The sequence below is a fragment of the Empedobacter sp. UBA2044 genome (assembly GCF_002333005.1).
Taxonomy (GTDB): Bacteria; Bacteroidota; Bacteroidia; order Flavobacteriales; family Weeksellaceae; genus Empedobacter; species Empedobacter falsenii_B.
This window is the reverse complement of record NZ_DDBA01000020.1, coordinates 45,366-64,721: the sequence shown is the minus strand read 5'-3', so window position 1 is coordinate 64,721 and position 19,356 is coordinate 45,366. Positions and strand designations below refer to the sequence as shown.

The window sequence follows — 19,356 nt, the reverse complement described above, 5'->3', positions numbered from 1 at the left end:
TACGATGGGAAATATTTTTTGAAATGTTTAGATATGAGAACTGAGATATTAGATTTTTGACGAGAAAAGCTCTTTTTAAAAACTAAATTATAACGGGATAGATTTCTCGACAAGCTCGAAACGACAGGAAAATTAAACTTGTTAATTACTCAAGAATGCCTTTTAACTTCATAAAATGATTAGACGTTTTGCTTTTCTTACCAAAAAGAAAAGTAAAATGGATACTTTTGAGTTAACTATTCGGGAGGAATTGTCGCAAAGCGAGAATGAGTTATTCAGTATAGTTAATAATATAATGGATACGATGCTGATGACATCATAATTAAGTTTCTATAAAAAAGCTTTTTGATAAAATCGGAGTGACAGAATCAAAAAAAGGAGAACGCTTTATTCTCCTTTTGTATCTTATTAATGTGGACCGTTACCGTTTTTATCTTTTTCCAAATCGGTATTCCAAATTTTGATTTTATCTGTTTTTTTCAAGCCAGATTTTACTTGAACATTCACTCCGTCTGTAATTCCAAGAGTGATGTATTTCTTTTCGTATTTTGCATCTTGTCCTTTACCAGAAGTAAGAATCTCAACATATGGTTTTTGGTTTTCGTCGTAACGAACATGCGCTGATTTTACCAACAATACATTTTTTGCTTCCTGCGTTACAACCTCAGCATTTGCAGAATATCCCGCACGAATAAAGTTATCTGAATCTAATTGAACTGGTGCTTTAATCTCGAACTGAACTACTCCATTCGTTGCAACTCCTTGAGGCGAAATAAAATCAAGAATCGCTGTAAAAGTTTTGTTCGGAATTGCACCAATCGATACATTAATTTTCATTCCTTCTTTTAATTTACCAACCTCAGCTTCGTCAACTTTTCCTTGGAAAATCATTTTCTTAACATCAGCCATCGTAGCAATAGTAGTACCTGTAGAGAAATTATTAATCTCTTGCACCATATTCCCAACCTCAACAGGAATATCTAAAATCATTCCCGAAGTAGTTGCTGTAATACGTGTTGTTGCATAAGCTTCCAAACCGGGAGCAATACCTGTTTGCGCAACTTTGTAATCGTTTTCGGCAGCTTTTAATTGTTGTTGAGCTGACTTATATGTCGCATTTGCATTGTCATAATCTGCACGAGGCAAAACACCTTGATTATATAAAGTTGATGTTCGATTGAAATTACGACGTTCTTGATCGACCGTAATTTGAGCCGCTTGAATAGACTGACGAGCTGCATTTAACGACTGAACATTTGGAACAACTTTCAGTTCACAAATCAACTGACCACGCTCTACATATTGTCCTTCAGCAACATTAATCGATTTTATAACACCCGAAATATTTGGCTTAATTTCAATTGTTTCCAACGGTTTTAATTCACCAGTTGCAACAGCTTTCACCTCTATATTTCCCATAAAAGGCGTTGTCGTTTCATAAACTTCATTGTCTTGGCTATTCTTTTTACCGAAATATGCAATCACACCGATTACAGCACCGATAAAAACGACAATCATCAAAATCTTTAGAAATTTTTTCATTCTTCTATATCTGTTAAGTTTTAGTTATTCATCTCTCAAAGCATCAATAGGTTTGATTTGAATTGCACGTTGAGCAGGAATCAATCCCGCTAAAGTTGCCATAATCACCATCACTGCTAAAGCTGTAAAAAGTGTAAACAAATCGATTGACGCATTATATAAAGGTATGTTTTTATTTGATGGAATGATAATTTCGTTGAGAACCATTAGTAAAAGTGCTGCAAAAATAATTCCGCCTAAACCTGCAATTAATGTTAAAACTACTGATTCTAACAAAATTTGTCCTCGAATTTGAGCAGGAATTGCACCTAATGCTCTTCGAATTCCAAATTCTTTTGTTCGTTCTGAAACTGTAATCAATAAAATACTTGCAATCGCAATAACCCCGGAAAATAATGTCATTCCTCCTACAACAATCGCTAGGAACTGCATTCCTTTTACGAATTTCATAATCTTTCCAAGCATTTCACCTAAATTAAAACCACCAATTCCCTGGTCGTCATCTGGCGAAATATTTTTAATTTGTTTCAGATATGTTTTTAATTCTTTTTCGAATGCTACAATATCATAATTATTAGGTAAACTCAAACTTAAATATTGAATCGTTTCTCCTTGATTGTATATTTTTTGAAATGTTGTAAACGGAATAAACACTTGATCTTTACTCTCTACAGGCGAAGAAGGTGTGTCGTAAACGCCGACAATTGTATAATAACTATCGCTAATTCTGATTTCTTTCCCTAAAGGTTTCGGTTTATCACCAAAAAATTGTTCGGCAACTTCAATTCCAATTACACAAACTTTCGATTCAGTTTTGATATCATCTTCATTGATAAAACGACCTTGAATAATATCTTTCCCAAACATTCGGTTTTGATCTGGATAATCTCCATTAACCGTGTAAAAATTATATTTTGTTCCGTAAGTTAATATTGAATTTGGTTTCGAGTTTCGAGGAGCTAACAACGAAATTTGAGGAAAACGAGCCTGAATTTGACGAACATCACTCATTTTCAATTCAATTGTGCGACCTTTTTGAAATCCTTGATATGGCATCGATGTTGTCCCTCCCCAAACAAATAATGAATTGGTTGCGGCATTTGCCAAATTACGGTCAAAACCATTTTGCAAACCGCGTGTTACTCCTAACAATAATACAAATAAGAACATTCCCCATGCAACACCAATCATTGTCAAAATAGTGCGCAATTTATTTTTGCGAATCGCCGCGTAGACTTCGCTCCAAGCATCTGGATCAAAAACAAATTTTATAAAGTTCATTATTCGTCTCTTAAAGCATCAATAGGTTTAATACGTGCTGCATTCAAAGCTGGAATTAATCCAGAAACTGTTCCTGCAACAAATAAAATAATACAAGCCATTACCAACGAATTAGTTTCTACACCTGGATTATAAATAAAATATTCTTCTAAGCTATCTCCAATATTTTCTACAACAAGTGCCGCTAAAGCAATTCCTATTGCTCCGAAAATAATTGTAATCATAATTGCTTCTTGTAAAATCAGTCCCAAAACATTGGCTGGTGTTGCGCCTAAAGCTTTTCGAATACCAATTTCTTTGGTACGCTCTTTTACACTAAACACCATAATATTTCCGATACTTACGATTCCTGCAATCAAACTTCCTCCACCAATTACAAATACAATAATTGTCAGAATCAAGAAAAATTGATTGGTATCTTCCATTGCATCAGCCGCATTTCGCACCCAAATTCCACCATAATCAGAAGGTGCAACATTATGTCGACCTTTTATATTATATTCAATTGCATTTGCAAGTTTAGAAATGTCAGCCAAAGCCATTCCATCTTTTGGTGTTACAATAATCGATGATACTTTATCTGTAGCATAAATCGTTCTAAACGTTGTAAAAGGTGCATACAAAGCACGCTCGGCATTATCACCACCATCTTTACTTTCGAAAACACCAACCACTTGATACATACTTGAACCTAATTGCAAATACTTACCAATCGCAATCTGATTTGGAAAAAAATCTTGCGCAACCAATCGTCCAATAACAATTGATTTGGACTGATTCTCCATATCTTTTTTATTGATAAATCGACCAAGCGTTACATTTTCATTAATCATTGATTCATATTCTGGATAAACTCCAGTAATTGAATAACTTCCTGAATTAGCTTCATTTCTAATCGTATCACTTTTCGAAATTGTACTTACAATCGATTTTATTTCATCTGGAAAAGAATGTTTAATAAAATCAAAATCTTTTACATCCAATTCAATTGTACGTCCTTGTTTGAAACCATTGTAAGGTTCTGTTGTTGTACCTCCGTTAACGGTAATATTTAATGAATTTGCTTTGAAAAATTCTTGTTGAAACCCGTTCTGCAAACCATTTCCCAATCCATACAATGTAATAAACACAAAAAGCGCCAAAGCGATTGTCAAACCCGACAATGCTGTACGCAATTTATTACTTGCAATGGACGACCATATTTCGCTCCAACGGTCTGTATCAAACATATTTTATATTTAAGATTCTTTGATTTATGATTTACGAAGTTTGAGATTCGAAAATCATTAAACTCTTACTTGTTCTACTTTTTCGTCACTTACAATTACACCATCTTTAAGACGAACAATACGTTTACACATATTTGCAATATCATCTTCATGCGTCACCATTACAATTGTTTTACCTTCGTCATTAATTTCTTGAATCAGGTGCATTACTTCTTGCGAAGTCTTTGTATCCAGCGCTCCTGTAGGCTCATCCGCCAATAACAATTTTGGTTTTGCAGCCAATGCACGCGCAATTGCAACACGTTGTTTTTGTCCACCCGAAAGTTCATTTGGCATATGAGTAGCCCAAGGCTCCAACCCCACTCTTTCCAGATAACTAAGCGCTATTTTATTTCGATCCGATCGTTTTACTTTTTGATAATACAACGGTAACGCTACATTTTCTAATACATTTTTGAAACTAATTAAATTATAAGATTGAAAAATAAATCCTAAAAATTTGTTTCGATAATTAGCCGCTTTAGTTTCGTTTAACTTCTCAATTCTAACACCGTCCAATTCATAAATACCTGTATCATGCTCGTCCAACATTCCAATGATATTCAATAAAGTTGATTTCCCCGAACCCGAAGATCCCATAATCGCAACAAATTCGCCTTCCGTAATCTCAAGGTTAATTCCTTTGAGTACGTGAAGTTTGTTTTTTCCCATTATGTAGGATTTATTTAAATCTCGAATAGATATCATAGATTGTTGTAAATTTCAATAAAGATAACAGATAAGTCGAAATTATAAGAAAAATGTTACAAGCAAGTTTAAGATTTATCTTATAAATAGCGCTAAAATATTTTTCAAAATTAATTTTCAATAATTTTTGAAAGTATAGAAATTTATATATATTTGTGTAAATAATAATTGCAATGAAATTAGAAGAATCAAAAGAAAAATTTGTTCAAACTTGGGGAACTTTCGCTGTTAACTGGGGAATAAATCGTACTATGGCACAAGTTCATGCATTATTATTAACGTATAATGAACCTATTTCTACAGATCAAATTATGGAGGAATTACAAATTTCTCGCGGAAATGCAAATATGAATTTGCGTGCTTTGATGGATTGGGGAATTGTAAGAAAAGAATTGATAAAAGGAGAACGTAAAGAATATTTTGTTGCCGATAAAGATGTTTGGTATTTATTCAAACAAATTACAAAAGAACGCAGAAAGCGTGAAATAGAGCCGGTAATTGATTTTTTAGAATCATTAAAAAACATCGACGATCAATCTGATGATGCAAAAGAATTTGCAAAATTATTACAAGATTTATCTTCTGTTTCGACAAAAATCAATAATATAATGGACCTTGCTATCAAATCTGATGAGCATTGGTTGGTAGGAAAAATCACGAATTTGATAAAATAATCAATTCGTATTTTTTTGAATCACAAATTTCAAAAATTATTGAAAATTCAATATGTATAATATTATTTCGTATATCATTTATCTGATTATTACTTTCTACATCACCATTTTTATTGGTTGAAAAGTGTATAAAATTGGTTTTGTGTACTTGACAAACTTAATCGATAATCATTCTGTTTGTCAATCGATTAATAATCTTTTATTGATTGGATACTATTTGGTCAATTTAGGTTTTTCGGCAATAAGTTTACAAAACTGGGAACAAGTTGACTCCATTACCATCATGTTTTCTTCATTGTCCTACAAAATTGGATTTATATTATTAATCCTCGGAATATTACATTTTATTAATTTATCAATTATTTATATCGCAAGAAAAAGCAAAAAAATAAACACTTAAACACAGCAAATTATGACAAATTACAATCTAATTGCATATTTGGTTTACTTACCAGTGGCAATATTAATGACAATCGCAGTTTCTAACGTTTTATTCAAAAATGGAAAAATATTTATGTACGATATTTTCCATCAAAAAGAAGATATTGCAAGCGCAACAAATTCATTATTCAAAATTGGTTTTTATCTTTTGAATATCGGTTTTGCCATGCTAATTGTTTACATGACTTCTATCGCAACAACCGAAGATTTGATTGTAAAATTAAGTACAAAAATTGGTAGTTTCGCCATTTATTTAGGAATAATGTTGATGCTAAACCTTTTCTTATTTATGAAAGGCAGACGTAGATCTTTGCAACAACAATATTTAAGAAGTTTAGAATCTTAACAAGAAAACCTCCCAAAAGTTAACTTTTGGGAGGTTTTTATTTTAAACTGGATCAACATCAACATCAATTCGTACCGAACGAAAAGCTGCAATTGTATGCAATTGATCTATTTTTGCTTGAATTAAATCTTTTACTTTTTGAGGTGATTGATTTGGTCTAATTTTAATCATCACATCTGTAATATATAAATTATTGATTCTTCCAATCGAAGGCGTTTCTGGACCAAGTAAACATTTTGCATCAAAACTTGGTTTAAGCAAAACGACTAATTGAGCCGCCGTTTTATCCAAACGCTCTTTATTTTTATGCTTGAAACGCAACTTGATTAACCGTGAATAAGGAGGATACAAAAATTCTTTTCGCTCATACAAAATATCTTTCATCGTTGGTGCATAACTGTAGGTTGTGACATTTTGCAAAATCTGATGTTCTGGCTGAAAAGATTGAATCAATACTTTTCCTTGTTCTTGACGACGACCTGCACGACCAGAAACTTGCGTTAACAATTGAAACGCTTTTTCGTGCGCTCTAAAATCAGGAAAATTTAACAAAGAATCTGCTCGAATAACACCAACAAAATTAACATTTCCAAAATCAAAACCTTTTGTAATCATTTGCGTTCCAATTAAAATATCAATTTCTTTGTTCTCAAAATCTTCGATCAATTTTTCGTACGCAAATTTCCCTCGCATCGAATCGACATCCATTCTTCGAACTTTTGCTTCAGGAAAAATTGTTTGAACTTGCTGTTCTATCTGTTCTGTTCCCAAACCTTTTGTATTCAATTCGTACGAACCACAACTCGGGCAACGCAAAGGTTTTGCTTGTGCATAACCACAATAATGACATTTTAGTTGATTCGAGAATTTATGATATGTTAAACTGACATCACAATTTGGACATTCGGGCGTATGACCACACGTATTACATTCCATAATTGGCGCATATCCACGACGATTCTGAAATAAAATGACTTGCTTTTTTTGATGCAATTGATTGAAAATTTCATCACGAAGTGTATGCGAAATATCTTCTGTAATTTCTTTTTCCTTTTGCGCTTTTTTGAGGTCAATCAAATTAATTTCGGGCAATTTTATACTCCCAAAACGTTCAGTTAATTCGACATAACCATATTTTTTATTTTTCGCATTATAATAACTTTCAGCCGAAGGTGTCGCTGAACCTAATAAAACCTTCGCATTCATCATTCCTCCAAGCAACATCGCCATATCGCGCGCATGAAAAAATGGTTTTACATCCATTTGTTTATAAGAAGATTCGTGCTCTTCATCCACGATAATCATTCCTAAATTATCAAAAGGCAAATACAACGCTGTTCGTGGACCAATGATAATATCAAAATCGCCATTCAAGGTTTTCTGCCACAATTCTACACGTTCATTTTGATTGAATTTCGAATGATAAACTCCTACTCTTTCTCCAAAATGTTTTTTGATTCGATGAACAATTTGAGTTGTCACAGAAATTTCTGGTAATAAGTACAACACTTTATTTCCTTTCGCAATTACTTGTTCCATCAATTTTAGATAAATTTCTGTCTTTCCACTTGATGTTACACCATGTAATAAAACGGTTGATTTATCCTTAAAATCTTCTTTAATTTGATTTAAAGCTGCAATTTGTTTCAAGGTCAATTCAGCAATTTCAGCAACTTCTTTCTCATCTTCATCTACACGAGAAGTTTGATGTTGATAAATTTCAACTGCTCCTTTTTCTGCTAAAGATTTAAGTACAGCATTTGTCGCACCTTGTTTTATAAAATCTGCAACTTTTAGCGGTTTTTCTTGCGATTGCGTTTCTAACGTAATCAATTGCAACAAGGTTTCGCGCTGTTTTGGTGCTTTATTTAATTGATTTAAAATCTCGATAAAGGCAGTTTCATTTCCTTTTAAATCTGGATGTAATCGGACATAATTATCAATTTTTGGCGTATATTTTTCGTTCAGTTTTTCATCTAACCGAATAATTCCTTTATCAATTAATAATTTAAGTGTTGGAATTGCTGATTTCTCGTCTACAATTAAAGCTGCTTCTTCAACTGAAATGATTTCACGCAATTTCAACGCTTCAAAAACTAAGAATTCATAATCATTTAGCTCTTCAATTGTTTCATAATTTGGATTAATTAATCGAACAAAAGTTTGAGATTCTAATTTTAATGCAGAAGGAAAAGCATTTCGAAAAACATCGCCCAGTGAACACATATAATAATTCGCCATCCATTCCCAAAAATTAATTTGCGTTTGCGTCACCAAAGGTTCATCATCCAAAAAAGCATGAATCGCCTTTGTTTTGTATAATTCTGGCGCATTTTGATGAATAGAATGTACAATTCCTGTATATAATTTTTGCGTTCCGAAAGGCACGGAAACACGCTGACCAACTTTAATTTGCTGTAAATCAATTTCAGAAAGATGGTATGTAAATGTTCCATTTAATGAAAGTGGTAAAATAATTTCGGCAAAATAATTCGTTGTCATTTTATATGATTAAAAACGCAAGTTAAACATTTTTTTGTGTTAAGAATGAAGATTACAATTGCTTAAAATTTCACAAATTATTAATATTTCATTTTCAGATAGTTTGAAGAATTAATACTAATTTTAAGAGAATTCAAAAACTATCATTATGTTACATGCCATTTTAGATCAGATTTCGGAATCGGAAAAACCAATTATAAAAATCATTTTCAGAAATGATGATACGCGTGTTGTTGCTTTTGGACTAAAAAAAAGTTTGAAATTAATCGATCATCAATTACCTGTAAATGCAAAAATTTTAATGCTGAAAGGTGAAATAGAAATTGATTCAAAAATTGAGATTGTCAATTTAAAAGAATTTGACGAATATATTCTTCCTCCAAAAGTTATTCATCAAGTGACTTCCTTACAAGATTCGATGATGTTGGTTATTCTAAATTTTAATAAAAAAAGTTTTTAAAATATAGTTAAACTCTATTTATTTACACTATAAAAAACTTTATATTTATGATTATTAATTTATCAAAATATGAAACTACTTTTCTCATTAACTACTCTCCTTACCTTAGCCCTATCTTCTTGCAGTACAAGTATTAAACACGATCGATTATTTACTGGAACGATTGTGAGAGATTGTACAGGAACTTACATTCGTGTTGATGACAAAGAGGATTATTTGGTTTGTAACAATGAAATATTTTCAGACAAAAAAGAAGGTGAAACCGTGAGTGTTATTTATGATTTTGAAAAAACATGCAAAGAGTTAGAAAATAAAGCAACTTGTATGATGTATCATGAACATAAAGGCAAGATTAGAATCAAGAAAAATAATAATTAATCAAAAAATCCACTCAAATTGAGTGGATTTTTGCTTTATATAAAATACGATTATTTCGATTTTTTACGACGCTCTAATTCTTTTTCAATCAGCATCAATTCGCGTCCTGTTTGTCCTGCAACAGAAGTGTTTTCTTGTGCTCGACGAACCAAGTAAGGCATTACTTCTTTGATTGGCCCGTAAGGTAAATATTTTGCAATATTGTATCCTAAATGCGCCAAGTTGAATGAAATATTATCACTCATTCCAAATAATTGTCCAAACCAGAAATTTGGATTATTTTTCTCAATTCCGTTTTCGTTCATCAATTTGATTAACAATTCGCAACTTTCTTCGTTGTGCGAACCTGCGAATAAACCAAAACGCTCGTGATGAGAAGCAATAAATTCTAACGCTAGATTATAATCTCTATCCGAAGCTTCTTTGTTTGGTTGAATTGGAGATGGATAACCTTCGGCTTGCGCACGTGCACGCTCTTTCTCCATATATGCTCCACGCACAATTTTGAATCCTAAGAAATATCCTTCGCGCTCTGCTTTTGCATGCATTTCTTTCAAATAAGCCAAACGATCATGACGATACATTTGCAACGTATTCCAAACTAATGCACGTTTTGTGTTATATTTCACCATCATTTCGTCAGTCAAATCATCTGCAGAACCTTGCATCCAAGTTTCTTCTGCATCTACCATGATATTAACATCCAAATCATATCCTTTTTGACATACTGCCTCGAAACGTTGACGAATATTAGCCCAAGATTTTTCTTCTTCTGCAGTTAACGTTTGTTTCTTCCCTACTTTTTCAAATAATTCGATTCGACCAAATGCAGTTGGTTTAAATACTACAAATGGAATTGATTGATTAGATTTTGCTAAATCAACCAAGTGTAACATAACGTCACGAACTTCGTCAAATTGTTTTTCTTCTGTTAATCCTTCGATAGAATAATCTAAAATAGAACTTACGTGATATTTAAATAATTCATTTGCGACAACCACACCTTGTTCTGCCGTTTCTCCTCCTACAAATTGTTTGTAGATTGTTTCACGAATTACAGGTTTTACGAATGGGATATCTACCGCAAATGGTAAATTAAAAAACTTAGTTCCAAAACTTGTCAATGCGGGGCTTCCGATTAACTTGTATAAGTAATACGCTTTCTTTAAATCTTTATCTGATTTCGATTCGAAAGCAAACTGTGTATTGTCGAATAAAGACATGTGAGTTAACTATTTTTTGTGTTAATATAACGTTACAAATTTATAATTAAAACCTGATTAAACTAAAAAAAACCTACAAGAAATTCTTGTAGGTTTTTGATATATTTTAAAGATTGCAAATAGTTGCCTATTCTTATCCTTTTTTAGCGTATTTGCTTCTGAATTTGTCGATACGTCCTGCAGTATCAACCAATTTAGTTTTACCTGTGTAAAATGGGTGAGATGTAGAAGAAATCTCCATTTTGATTAATGGGTACTCTACTCCGTCAACAACTAATGTATCTTTAGTATCAGCACAAGATTTTGTGATGAACACATCTTCGTTAGACATATCTTTGAATGCTACCAAACGGTAATTTGTTGGGTGGATATCTTTTTTCATTTTTTTAATCTTCTTTGTTAACTTTATTGGAGTGCAAAGATAATATTATTTACAGAATGTTACAATCAATTTTATTGAAAAAACATTTAAAACAATACATTAAGCAAATTTAATTTCGAGTGTAATGGGCTTCTTAAAATTAAACCTGCACTTCTTGTACACATTTTTCGTGGTGCAAATATAAACATTTTAGTAATTCGTACAAATATTTTTGGTGAATCTATTCATAAAAATCTATTTTTTATCTTTGTCCATCTACAATAAAACCTATTATTTGCTGTTTAAACTTATATAATGAATCATAATTTTATGAACGTAAAAACATTAATCGCCGGACTTGGTATTGCTTCTTTGATTGGTTTTCAATCTTGTCGCGATGATTTTGACTATGATCCAATTAGTTCTGAATTGCGCTTTAGCAAAGATACCGTTTCCGTAGATACCGTATATAATTTCTCTAAATCTGAAACCTATCTGCTTAAAATTTATAATCCTGAGAATGATGATCGCGTGATTCCAAAAATATATTTGACACGTGGAAATAATTCATTTTTCAATATAAATGTAGACGGAAAAGCAGGAACAAGTTTCGAAAATGTGCCGATTCGCAAAAAGGATAGTTTATTTATTTTTGTTGAAGTAAATGCTCAAGAAGCGCCTCTTAATCCGCTTTACGATGACGAAATTAACTTTAAAACAACCAATTCTTCTAAAAAAATCAAGTTACTTTCTTGGATAGAAAAAGCTAAAATTCATACAAAAGATGCTACAATTTCTTCTGCAAATTGGAATATGGACGAAGCCCAAGTAATTGACGGAAATTTAACTATTACAAGTGATTTAACAATTGATAAAGGTGCAAAAGTTTATTTCAAAAAAGGAGCAAGTTTAACAGTTGGAAACAATGCAAAACTTACTGTAAATGGAGCTTTGAATGAAGAAGTGAAATTTCGTTCAGCTCGTCATGATAATAAATACGATTCGATTCCTGATCAATGGAACAAAATCGAACTAGCTCCAAATAGTACATCAAAAATCAATTATGCAAAAATTATTGGTGCAGATACTGGTTTACACGTAAATAATTCGAAATTAGATATTAGTAATGCTAAAATTGTTAATAATCAATCGTATGGAATTTTAGCAACAAACGCTACAATTACAGGTTACAACTTGGTGATGAATAATAGTAATTTGGCAACTTTAGCAATAGAATATGGTGGTTCGTACGAATTTTATCATTCTACTTTTGCCAATTATTACAATTTTGCGACAAGTGCTGGTCCAGCTTATTCGCTTTTCTTGAGTAACGAAAACAATGATAAAAATGTTTCGGCTTTGACAAAAGCAACGTTCGGAAATTGTATTATATATAATGAACGCACGCCAAATGCTATTTTATTGGATAAAAAAGATGGTGCGGCTTTCAATTATTTATTTGACACCAATGTTATTCACAATGCGGATACTTCAGTATTAAATGTGACAACTGCGCCAAATTTCTTGGCAAGTATTACGTTAGATCCGATGTTTGAGAATACAAATTATTTCGCAAATAAATTAGCTGTGAAAAATGAATCACCTGCTAAAGGGAAAGGAAAAATATCTTTTGCGCAACAATATCCGTTAGATTATAACGGACAACCTCGAGGAACAACTCCTACAATTGGAGCATTTCAATAAAATAAATAAGGTCGAGTAAAACTCGACCTTATTTATTTATTATTTAACTGAACAGATACTTTTCCTTTAAAATCATCTCCTTTAAAATTGATTCTATAACTTTTATAAGATTCTAAATGAATAGATTCTTTTTTATTCATTTTTCCTTTCGAAGCACTACCTATTTGAGTTAATTCTTTTCCTGTATAATCTACAATCGAAAAATCCATTAAACCATTTTTTTGTTTCACTTCATAATCTAATTCAAGTTCTATATCTTGATTTGTTTTCAAGAAATAATAAACTTCTCCTTGCATTTGTGTAAAGTCCAAAACGATTTGATTATTATTTCGTCTAATCACTTTTGTTGCTGAATATGTTGTTCCTTCTGTTTTATAAATTCCATCAATACTCAAATATCTTGACGCATTCGTTGACACATTCGAAACAGTTGAAATTGTAATACAAGATTGCACCAACATCACTGCAAAACACAATAAAATAAATTTTCTCATAACATCATATCTTTACTATTAAGATGCATGTTTTATAAAAAAGTTACAACAAAGATTTAAATTCTATTCGTTATTTCTCGTACCAAAACACCAACAACTCCTAAAATAACCACCTCATCATTTTCGTGTATTTGAACACAATCTTTGTAATTTAGATTTATAGCAATCAGTTTATTGTTTATTTTATCAAAGCGTTTCAACGTATAATCTTCATTATTAACAGAAACAATAATATCATCGTGATGCAACGGAATAAGATCTGTCCGAATCACCAAAATATCATTTTTTTGATAAACAGGATACATCGAATCTCCACCAACGACAATCAAAAAAGTAGATTCGGGATGCGTTAAATAACGTTCGTCCAAACTTATTCTATCGTCCACAAAATCTTCTGCAGGTGAAGGAAATCCAGCATTTACATGACCAAAATTCGGAATATATTTTTTCTCACCATCTGTATTTATAACAAAAAGGTTGAGTTCTTTGTCTAACATTTTTATCTCTCCATTCATTTTTTCTATCGTTTAATACACCACCAACAAATCTTTCCACTTGGTTGTATAACAAGGTGATAAATTATTTTGACGCATTTTCCACGTTTTATTCAAATCTTGCGAAGCTAATTTTATTTTTGCCGCACCAAATTTTTTGTTCAACAAATCGATGACTTTCATCAAATCTGGGTGATTTGGATTTTCTTCTTCAAAAAGCGATAATTGTTTTTGATCTGACGAAACAATTCCAGACACCACTACTCCAGCCTTTTTGTACTCATAACCATCTTTATAAATTTGCTCAAACGCTTTAATTGCAAATTTGGACAACGTTATACTTGAATTCGATTCGTAAGGTAAATGGACCGAAATTGTACGGTAATATTGTGGTTTATTTCTATCAAAATTATTGGTCTGAATAAAAACTGTAACCAAATTGCAAGAAGAATTCTGTTTCCGAAGTTTCTCTGCACACGAAACCGCAAAAGTAGCAACACGCTCTTTTACATATTCAAAATCGTTGGTATATTCTTCAAAACTACGCGTCGTTGCAATACTTTTCTTTGCCGAAATCGCTTCTAAATCTAACACCGCTTCACCTAACAAATCTTTTTTCAAACGCAAACCTACTATCGAAAATTCTTTCCGAAGAAAATCATCTTTTAATTGTACAAAATCCAACGCTTTATTGACACCGATCATTCTCAAACGTCGCGACATTCGTCGACCAATTCCCCAAACATCTTCAATATTTAACCATTTTAACGCTTTATGGATTTGTTCTTGAGTCTGAATAATATAAACCCCTTGATGAACTTCTGGAAATTTTTTCGCAATATGATTCGCTAATTTCGCCAAGGATTTTGTTGGAGCAATTCCTACACAAACTGGCAATTTTGTAAATTGATATATTTTAGATTTGATTTCTAATCCGTAATTTTTCAAATCAAAACGATCAAATCCATTCAATTTTAAGAAACATTCGTCTATCGAATAAATTTCCTGATCAGGCGAATACAACGATAAAATCGACATTACACGATTGCTCATATCCGCATATAATTGATAATTTGACGAAAAAACTTTGATTTTTTTCTGTTCAAAAATACGTTGAAATTGATGCGCAGGCGCACCCATTGGAATTCCAGCTAACTTTGCTTCGGCAGAACGCGAAATTACACAACCATCATTATTAGACAATACTACAATTGGCTGATGAAGAAGCTTCGGTTGAAAAACACGATGGCAACTGGCGTAAAAATTATTACAATCTATCAATGCGAACATAATACAAAGTTGAGAAGTTAAAACGCCACATTGTGTCATCGAAAATGTTAAATTATTCAAAAATAAAAAACCACTCAAATGAGTGGTTTGTATTCTTATTTAATTTTATATTTTTTATGCAAATCTTTTATTACAACAGCTGGTTCATAAACCGTTTGAAATTTTATCGGTTTACTGTTTTTGAAATATTGTACTTTCAGCCACGTATCATTATTATCTAACTTTGTATAGCTGTTACTTTTTTCCAAAACTTTATCGTTCACCGTACTTAAAATTGCAAAATAATCAAAATTATTACGCTGACCAATTTCTGCTGCTCTCAACAAAGCATAGTCAAACGTTTTGTCTTTTTTATTGTATTCGTTTCCATCAAAACTAACAATATAGGTATCATTGTTCACCTTTTCTTCGGTATAACCGCCTGTACCATTATCTTTTTGGTATGCAACAGCCTTGCTGTTATGACAACTTGCTAAAGCAAAAATGAAAGCTCCAGCACATAAAATTTGAGTTAATTTTTTCATATCATTATAATTGGTTATTGAGCTTTAACAAAAATTGTTCCTTTTAAGATATGTTTTTGATATTTCTAAATATTTTCTTAACAAATTATTTTTGAATAAAATACTTTGTTATAAACATTTCTGATTAACAGTGTGTTTTTTAAACATTTAAAATCAATTTTGGCACAACATATTTAACATTCTATTAACTCATTGATTCTAATAAAAATCATTTAAGTTTTAATGCTTTATCTGATAAACTCACCTATTTTTGTAAATCAATTATAAGTAATGAGTAAATTAGAAAAATATCTATTTTCTACCAGAACCATGACGGTCTTGCTATTCATCTACGCAATCGCCATGGGTTATGCCACTTTCATTGAAAATGACTACGATACGGCTACTGCAAAAGCTGTTATTTACGAGGCAAAGTGGTTTGAGGTATTAATGATTTGGTTGATCGTTTTGTTCTTAATGAATATCAAACGATACCGATTATGGTCAAAGGAAAAATTGCCTTTATTGGTTTTCCACTTAGCATTTTTGTTTATTTTTATTGGAGGAGGAATTACTCGTTACATCAGTTTCGAGGGTGAAATGCCTATTCCAGAAGGAGGAACAAGTAACGAAATTACATCGTACAAATCTTATTTCAAGATGATGGTTGATGATGGTACACAACGTTTGGCGTATGACAATCATCAATACAATATGACGTATTTTGACAGAAAAGATAGTACAAGTTCTTTGTTCCGTAGACACTTTGAAGGTGAATATCAGTTCAAAGATAAAGTCATTAAATTAAAAACTTTTGATTACGTACCTCACGCTTTAGATACGGTTGTAAGAAAAAAAGAAGGAATTAATGTTTTAGAAATCGTGACAGTTGGACAAGCTGGACGTAATTCTGTTTTCATCAGAAATGGTGAAATAAAAAGTGTTAATGGAACTTTAGTTTCGTACAATAGACCGCAAGATGGTGCGGTACAAATTACTGGAGAAGGAGAAAATTTGGTTATCAAATCGCCTTTCGAAGGAGAATATGTACAAATGGCTGGACAACAAGTTGGACAAATTACAGACATGCAAAAATTGCAAGAAGGTGCTGGAAAAGTTGAATTTAATGTTCCTGCTCCATTAAAACTACGTTCGTTATATACAATCAACGGAGCGCAATTTGTAGTTCCAAATCCGGCTTTCAAAGGTGAAGTTTTATATAGACAAGGTTCTAAATTTAAAGCAGAAGAAAAGAATCTACCTGGTGCAATTAGAGCCGAAGTTATTGTTGGTGATAAACGCGATACAGTGACAATTGTTGGTGGAAAGGGTGTCACAAATTATTCTGCTGATGTACAAATTGACGGAATGAATATTTCGTTAGGTTACGGTTCTAAATTAGTAAAAGTTCCATTTAGCATTCGTTTAGATGACTTTATTTTAGATCGTTATCCTGGTTCTACAAATCCTTCTTCTTTCGAATCTAACATTACAGTTATCGACGAGGGAAAAGAAACAAAACATCACATTTATATGAACAATGTAATGGATTATAAAGGTTACCGTTTCTTCCAATCGAGTTATTTTCCAACGGAAGACGGAACTATTTTACAAGTTAACCAAGACTGGTGGGGGACTAACATTACCTATTTAGGATACTTCTTATTATTTGGAGGAATGTTTGTTTCATTATTCTGGAAAGGAACTCGTTTTACGCAATTAAACTCTCTATTAAAAAGTTTACATACCAAAAAAATAAATATTTTACTTCCATTATTTTTACTTTCTGGATTAGCATTTGCTCAAAATCCAAGTACTACTGATGGAGGAAAAAATGGACATCAAAAAATTCAGACTGATTCGGAAAAAGGGAACGTTCATTCATCAGAGCACATTGGTAGTTTTTCTACAAAAATGGCTGATGGAGATGAATTAGCGAAGAATGTAAAAATTCCTGACGAACACGCTGATAAATTTGGTCATTTACTTACACAAGATATCGAAGGACGTATAAAACCTCTTAATACACAAGCTTTAGAAATCCTTAGAAAAGTTTATAAAAAAGATAAATTCCACGGATTATCTGCCAATAAATGGTTTATTTCTTTGCAATTAGACCCTGCTTATTGGGTAAATGCTCCGATGATTGAAGTTGGAGATAAAGGAGGAGATCGTTTAAAGAAAATTACAAGCGCAAACGAAGATGGTTACACATCTTTAATGAATTTGATCGATCCAAAAACGACTCGTTTTAAATTAGATAAAGCCTATAACGAGGCATTCTCAAGAAAACCTTCAGAGCGTTCTAAATTTGATGAGGAAGTAATTAAGGTTACAGAGCGTTTCAATATTTTAGATCAAACTGCAAAAGGATATCAATTAAAAATAATTCCAGTTCAGAATGATCCTTCAGAGCGTTGGACTTCTTGGATTTATCAAACACAAGAAAATCCTGTAGAAATCGATACAATGGCACTTGGAATGATTAGTGTTTATTTTAACATGGTTTCGAAAGGATTAGAAAATGGTAATTGGACGCCTGCAGATAATGCGGTAGATTATATCGATAAATACCAACAAAAATGGGGTAAAAATGTTGTGCCTTCTCCAACAAAAGTTGAGATAGAAGTGTTATACAACAAATACAACGTTTTCTTTTGGATGATGATTGCTTATTGTATGGTTGGTGGAGTTTTAATGATTTTATCCTTCATTCAGTTATTTTCAGAAAGCAAAGCACTTCATCGAATTATCAATGTTTGTTTGGGATTAATATTTATTGTCTTTATCGTACAAGCCGCAGGACTTGGTGTTCGTTGGTATTTAACTGGACACGCACCTTGGTCTAATGGTTACGAAGCCATTGTATTTATTTCATGGATTAGTGTTTTAGCTGGATTGTTATTATACAAAAACCGAAACGCATTTATTCCAACAACAGGAGCTATGGTTGCTGTAATTATGATGGGATTTGCACACGGAGGTTCTATGTTAGATCCACAAATTACACCACTTGTTCCTGTACTAAAATCATATTGGTTAATTGTACACGTTGCGATTATCGTTTCATCTTATGGTTTCTTTGGATTAAGTGCTATTTTAGGAGTTTTCTCATTAATTATCATGATGATTAAACCAAATAAAAAGATTGAAATTTCGCTAAAAGAAATGACTTACGTTTCTGAAATGTCATTAACAATTGGTATTTTCTTACTTACCGTTGGTACATTCTTAGGAGGTATGTGGGCAAACGAATCTTGGGGACGTTACTGGTCTTGGGATCCAAAAGAAACTTGGGCTTTCGTTTCTGTAATTGTTTATGCAGTTGTTTTACATATGCGTTTAGTTCCAGGATTGAGAGGGAAATTTGCCTTCAATGTTGCAGCAATGTGGGCTGTTTGGACAGTAATTATGACGTATTTTGGCGTTAACTATTACTTATCTGGATTACACTCATACGCAGCCGGAGATCCAATTCCAATTCCATTCTGGGTTCCTGCAACAGCAGTCGCAATGTTAGTTTTATCTATTGCAGCTTGGTATTTCCAAAACAAAGTTTACCACGTAAAATCAAAAAATTAATTTCTTTAAATATTATAAAATAAAAAAGCTCATCCAAAGATGAGCTTTTTTATTTTAACCTACTTTAACTTACAAATCATAACATTTTTTTTAAATTTGTTTAAA

17 protein-coding genes are annotated in these 19,356 nt (G+C 32.1%); 6 read left to right on the top strand and 11 right to left on the bottom strand.

Annotated features, from left to right (window positions below):
* Positions 1–408 precede the first annotated feature (408 nt).
* Genes B4E59_RS03010 through B4E59_RS02995 form a run of 4 tightly spaced genes read right to left on the bottom strand, consistent with a single transcriptional unit; the run spans position 409 to position 4,799 of the window.
* A complete protein-coding gene (locus B4E59_RS03010; RefSeq protein ID WP_219034695.1) occupies positions 409–1,542 on the bottom strand; it encodes an efflux RND transporter periplasmic adaptor subunit in 1,134 nt (377 codons plus the stop codon).
* 24 nt (positions 1,543–1,566) lie between these two features.
* The gene (locus B4E59_RS03005; RefSeq protein ID WP_038335695.1) at positions 1,567–2,823 is read right to left on the bottom strand and encodes an ABC transporter permease; all 1,257 of its coding nucleotides are present in this window, start codon (positions 2,821–2,823) and stop codon (positions 1,567–1,569) included.
* Entirely contained in the window at positions 2,823–4,052 is a 1,230-nt protein-coding gene (locus B4E59_RS03000) for an ABC transporter permease (RefSeq protein WP_038335694.1), read from the bottom strand. Before B4E59_RS03000 ends, B4E59_RS03005 begins: the two co-directional genes overlap by 1 nt.
* Positions 4,053–4,109: 57 nt before the next feature.
* Positions 4,110–4,799, bottom strand: coding sequence for an ABC transporter ATP-binding protein (locus tag B4E59_RS02995; RefSeq protein WP_038335693.1), 690 nt, complete (start codon positions 4,797–4,799; stop codon positions 4,110–4,112).
* Between the two features lie 173 nt (positions 4,800–4,972).
* Between B4E59_RS02995 and B4E59_RS02990 the strand changes: the two genes are divergently transcribed.
* Together B4E59_RS02990 and B4E59_RS02985 are read left to right on the top strand one after the other, a co-directional pair.
* Positions 4,973–5,473, top strand: coding sequence for a GbsR/MarR family transcriptional regulator (locus tag B4E59_RS02990; protein WP_038335692.1), 501 nt, complete (start codon positions 4,973–4,975; stop codon positions 5,471–5,473).
* A 412-nt stretch (positions 5,474–5,885) separates the two neighbouring features.
* A complete protein-coding gene (locus tag B4E59_RS02985; protein WP_125349102.1) occupies positions 5,886–6,260 on the top strand; it encodes a hypothetical protein in 375 nt (124 codons plus the stop codon).
* A 42-nt stretch (positions 6,261–6,302) separates the two neighbouring features.
* Here the strand turns inward: B4E59_RS02985 and priA are convergent, their stop codons facing one another.
* On the bottom strand, positions 6,303–8,762 hold the full coding sequence (gene priA / locus B4E59_RS02980; RefSeq protein WP_286496372.1) for a replication restart helicase PriA: 2,460 nt from the start codon (positions 8,760–8,762) through the stop codon (positions 6,303–6,305).
* A 148-nt stretch (positions 8,763–8,910) separates the two neighbouring features.
* On the opposite strand from priA, the gene B4E59_RS02975 reads away from it, so the two are divergent.
* Together B4E59_RS02975 and B4E59_RS02970 are read left to right on the top strand one after the other, a co-directional pair.
* Complete coding sequence (locus tag B4E59_RS02975; RefSeq protein ID WP_115001209.1) at positions 8,911–9,222, top strand: cupin domain-containing protein; 312 nt, start codon at positions 8,911–8,913, stop codon at positions 9,220–9,222.
* Positions 9,223–9,291: 69 nt separating this feature from the next.
* Positions 9,292–9,600, top strand: coding sequence for a hypothetical protein (locus tag B4E59_RS02970; protein WP_115001211.1), 309 nt, complete (start codon positions 9,292–9,294; stop codon positions 9,598–9,600).
* Positions 9,601–9,650: 50 nt separating this feature from the next.
* On the opposite strand, the gene B4E59_RS02965 is transcribed toward B4E59_RS02970, so the two are convergent.
* On the bottom strand, positions 9,651–10,823 hold the full coding sequence (locus B4E59_RS02965; protein ID WP_115001213.1) for a proline dehydrogenase family protein: 1,173 nt from the start codon (positions 10,821–10,823) through the stop codon (positions 9,651–9,653).
* Between the two features lie 133 nt (positions 10,824–10,956).
* A complete protein-coding gene (locus B4E59_RS02960) occupies positions 10,957–11,205 on the bottom strand; it encodes a type B 50S ribosomal protein L31 (protein WP_038335685.1) in 249 nt (82 codons plus the stop codon).
* A 294-nt stretch (positions 11,206–11,499) separates the two neighbouring features.
* On the opposite strand from B4E59_RS02960, the gene B4E59_RS02955 reads away from it, so the two are divergent.
* Entirely contained in the window at positions 11,500–12,888 is a 1,389-nt protein-coding gene (locus B4E59_RS02955; RefSeq protein WP_257468169.1) for a hypothetical protein, read from the top strand.
* A 32-nt stretch (positions 12,889–12,920) separates the two neighbouring features.
* On the opposite strand, the gene B4E59_RS02950 is transcribed toward B4E59_RS02955, so the two are convergent.
* From B4E59_RS02950 to B4E59_RS02935, 4 genes are read right to left on the bottom strand one after another with little or no spacing between them, the layout of a single operon-like run.
* Positions 12,921–13,382 carry a hypothetical protein gene (locus tag B4E59_RS02950; protein WP_219034692.1) on the bottom strand — a complete coding sequence of 154 codons (462 nt, stop codon included), beginning with the start codon at positions 13,380–13,382 and terminating at the stop codon, positions 12,921–12,923.
* 56 nt (positions 13,383–13,438) lie between these two features.
* Complete coding sequence (locus tag B4E59_RS02945; RefSeq protein ID WP_115001214.1) at positions 13,439–13,897, bottom strand: LexA family protein; 459 nt, start codon at positions 13,895–13,897, stop codon at positions 13,439–13,441.
* 12 nt (positions 13,898–13,909) lie between these two features.
* Positions 13,910–15,244 carry a Y-family DNA polymerase gene (locus tag B4E59_RS02940; RefSeq protein WP_306459994.1) on the bottom strand — a complete coding sequence of 445 codons (1,335 nt, stop codon included), beginning with the start codon at positions 15,242–15,244 and terminating at the stop codon, positions 13,910–13,912.
* Between the two features lie 17 nt (positions 15,245–15,261).
* Positions 15,262–15,690: a CC0125/CC1285 family lipoprotein gene (locus B4E59_RS02935; RefSeq protein WP_180906237.1), complete on the bottom strand. Its 429-nt coding sequence runs from the start codon at positions 15,688–15,690 to the stop codon at positions 15,262–15,264.
* Between the two features lie 270 nt (positions 15,691–15,960).
* On the opposite strand from B4E59_RS02935, the gene B4E59_RS02930 reads away from it, so the two are divergent.
* Entirely contained in the window at positions 15,961–19,251 is a 3,291-nt protein-coding gene (locus B4E59_RS02930; protein ID WP_291051234.1) for a cytochrome c biogenesis protein, read from the top strand.
* Positions 19,252–19,356: the final 105 nt, after the last annotated feature.

Bases quoted from the DNA above. Each gene is read 5' to 3' on its own strand.
- B4E59_RS03010 (WP_219034695.1), bottom strand. From the start codon at position 1,542: ATGAAAAAATTTCTAAAGATTTTGATGATTGTCGTTTTTATCGGTGCT.
- B4E59_RS03005 (WP_038335695.1), bottom strand. From the start codon at position 2,823: ATGAACTTTATAAAATTTGTTTTTGATCCAGATGCTTGGAGCGAAGTC.
- B4E59_RS03000 (WP_038335694.1), bottom strand. From the start codon at position 4,052: ATGTTTGATACAGACCGTTGGAGCGAAATATGGTCGTCCATTGCAAGT.
- B4E59_RS02995 (WP_038335693.1), bottom strand. From the start codon at position 4,799: ATGATATCTATTCGAGATTTAAATAAATCCTACATAATGGGAAAAAAC.
- B4E59_RS02990 (WP_038335692.1), top strand. From the start codon at position 4,973: ATGAAATTAGAAGAATCAAAAGAAAAATTTGTTCAAACTTGGGGAACT.
- B4E59_RS02985 (WP_125349102.1), top strand. From the start codon at position 5,886: ATGACAAATTACAATCTAATTGCATATTTGGTTTACTTACCAGTGGCA.
- priA (WP_286496372.1), bottom strand. From the start codon at position 8,762: ATGACAACGAATTATTTTGCCGAAATTATTTTACCACTTTCATTAAAT.
- B4E59_RS02975 (WP_115001209.1), top strand. From the start codon at position 8,911: ATGTTACATGCCATTTTAGATCAGATTTCGGAATCGGAAAAACCAATT.
- B4E59_RS02970 (WP_115001211.1), top strand. From the start codon at position 9,292: ATGAAACTACTTTTCTCATTAACTACTCTCCTTACCTTAGCCCTATCT.
- B4E59_RS02965 (WP_115001213.1), bottom strand. From the start codon at position 10,823: ATGTCTTTATTCGACAATACACAGTTTGCTTTCGAATCGAAATCAGAT.
- B4E59_RS02960 (WP_038335685.1), bottom strand. From the start codon at position 11,205: ATGAAAAAAGATATCCACCCAACAAATTACCGTTTGGTAGCATTCAAA.
- B4E59_RS02955 (WP_257468169.1), top strand. From the start codon at position 11,500: ATGAATCATAATTTTATGAACGTAAAAACATTAATCGCCGGACTTGGT.
- B4E59_RS02950 (WP_219034692.1), bottom strand. From the start codon at position 13,382: ATGAGAAAATTTATTTTATTGTGTTTTGCAGTGATGTTGGTGCAATCT.
- B4E59_RS02945 (WP_115001214.1), bottom strand. From the start codon at position 13,897: ATGAATGGAGAGATAAAAATGTTAGACAAAGAACTCAACCTTTTTGTT.
- B4E59_RS02935 (WP_180906237.1), bottom strand. From the start codon at position 15,690: ATGAAAAAATTAACTCAAATTTTATGTGCTGGAGCTTTCATTTTTGCT.
- B4E59_RS02930 (WP_291051234.1), top strand. From the start codon at position 15,961: ATGAGTAAATTAGAAAAATATCTATTTTCTACCAGAACCATGACGGTC.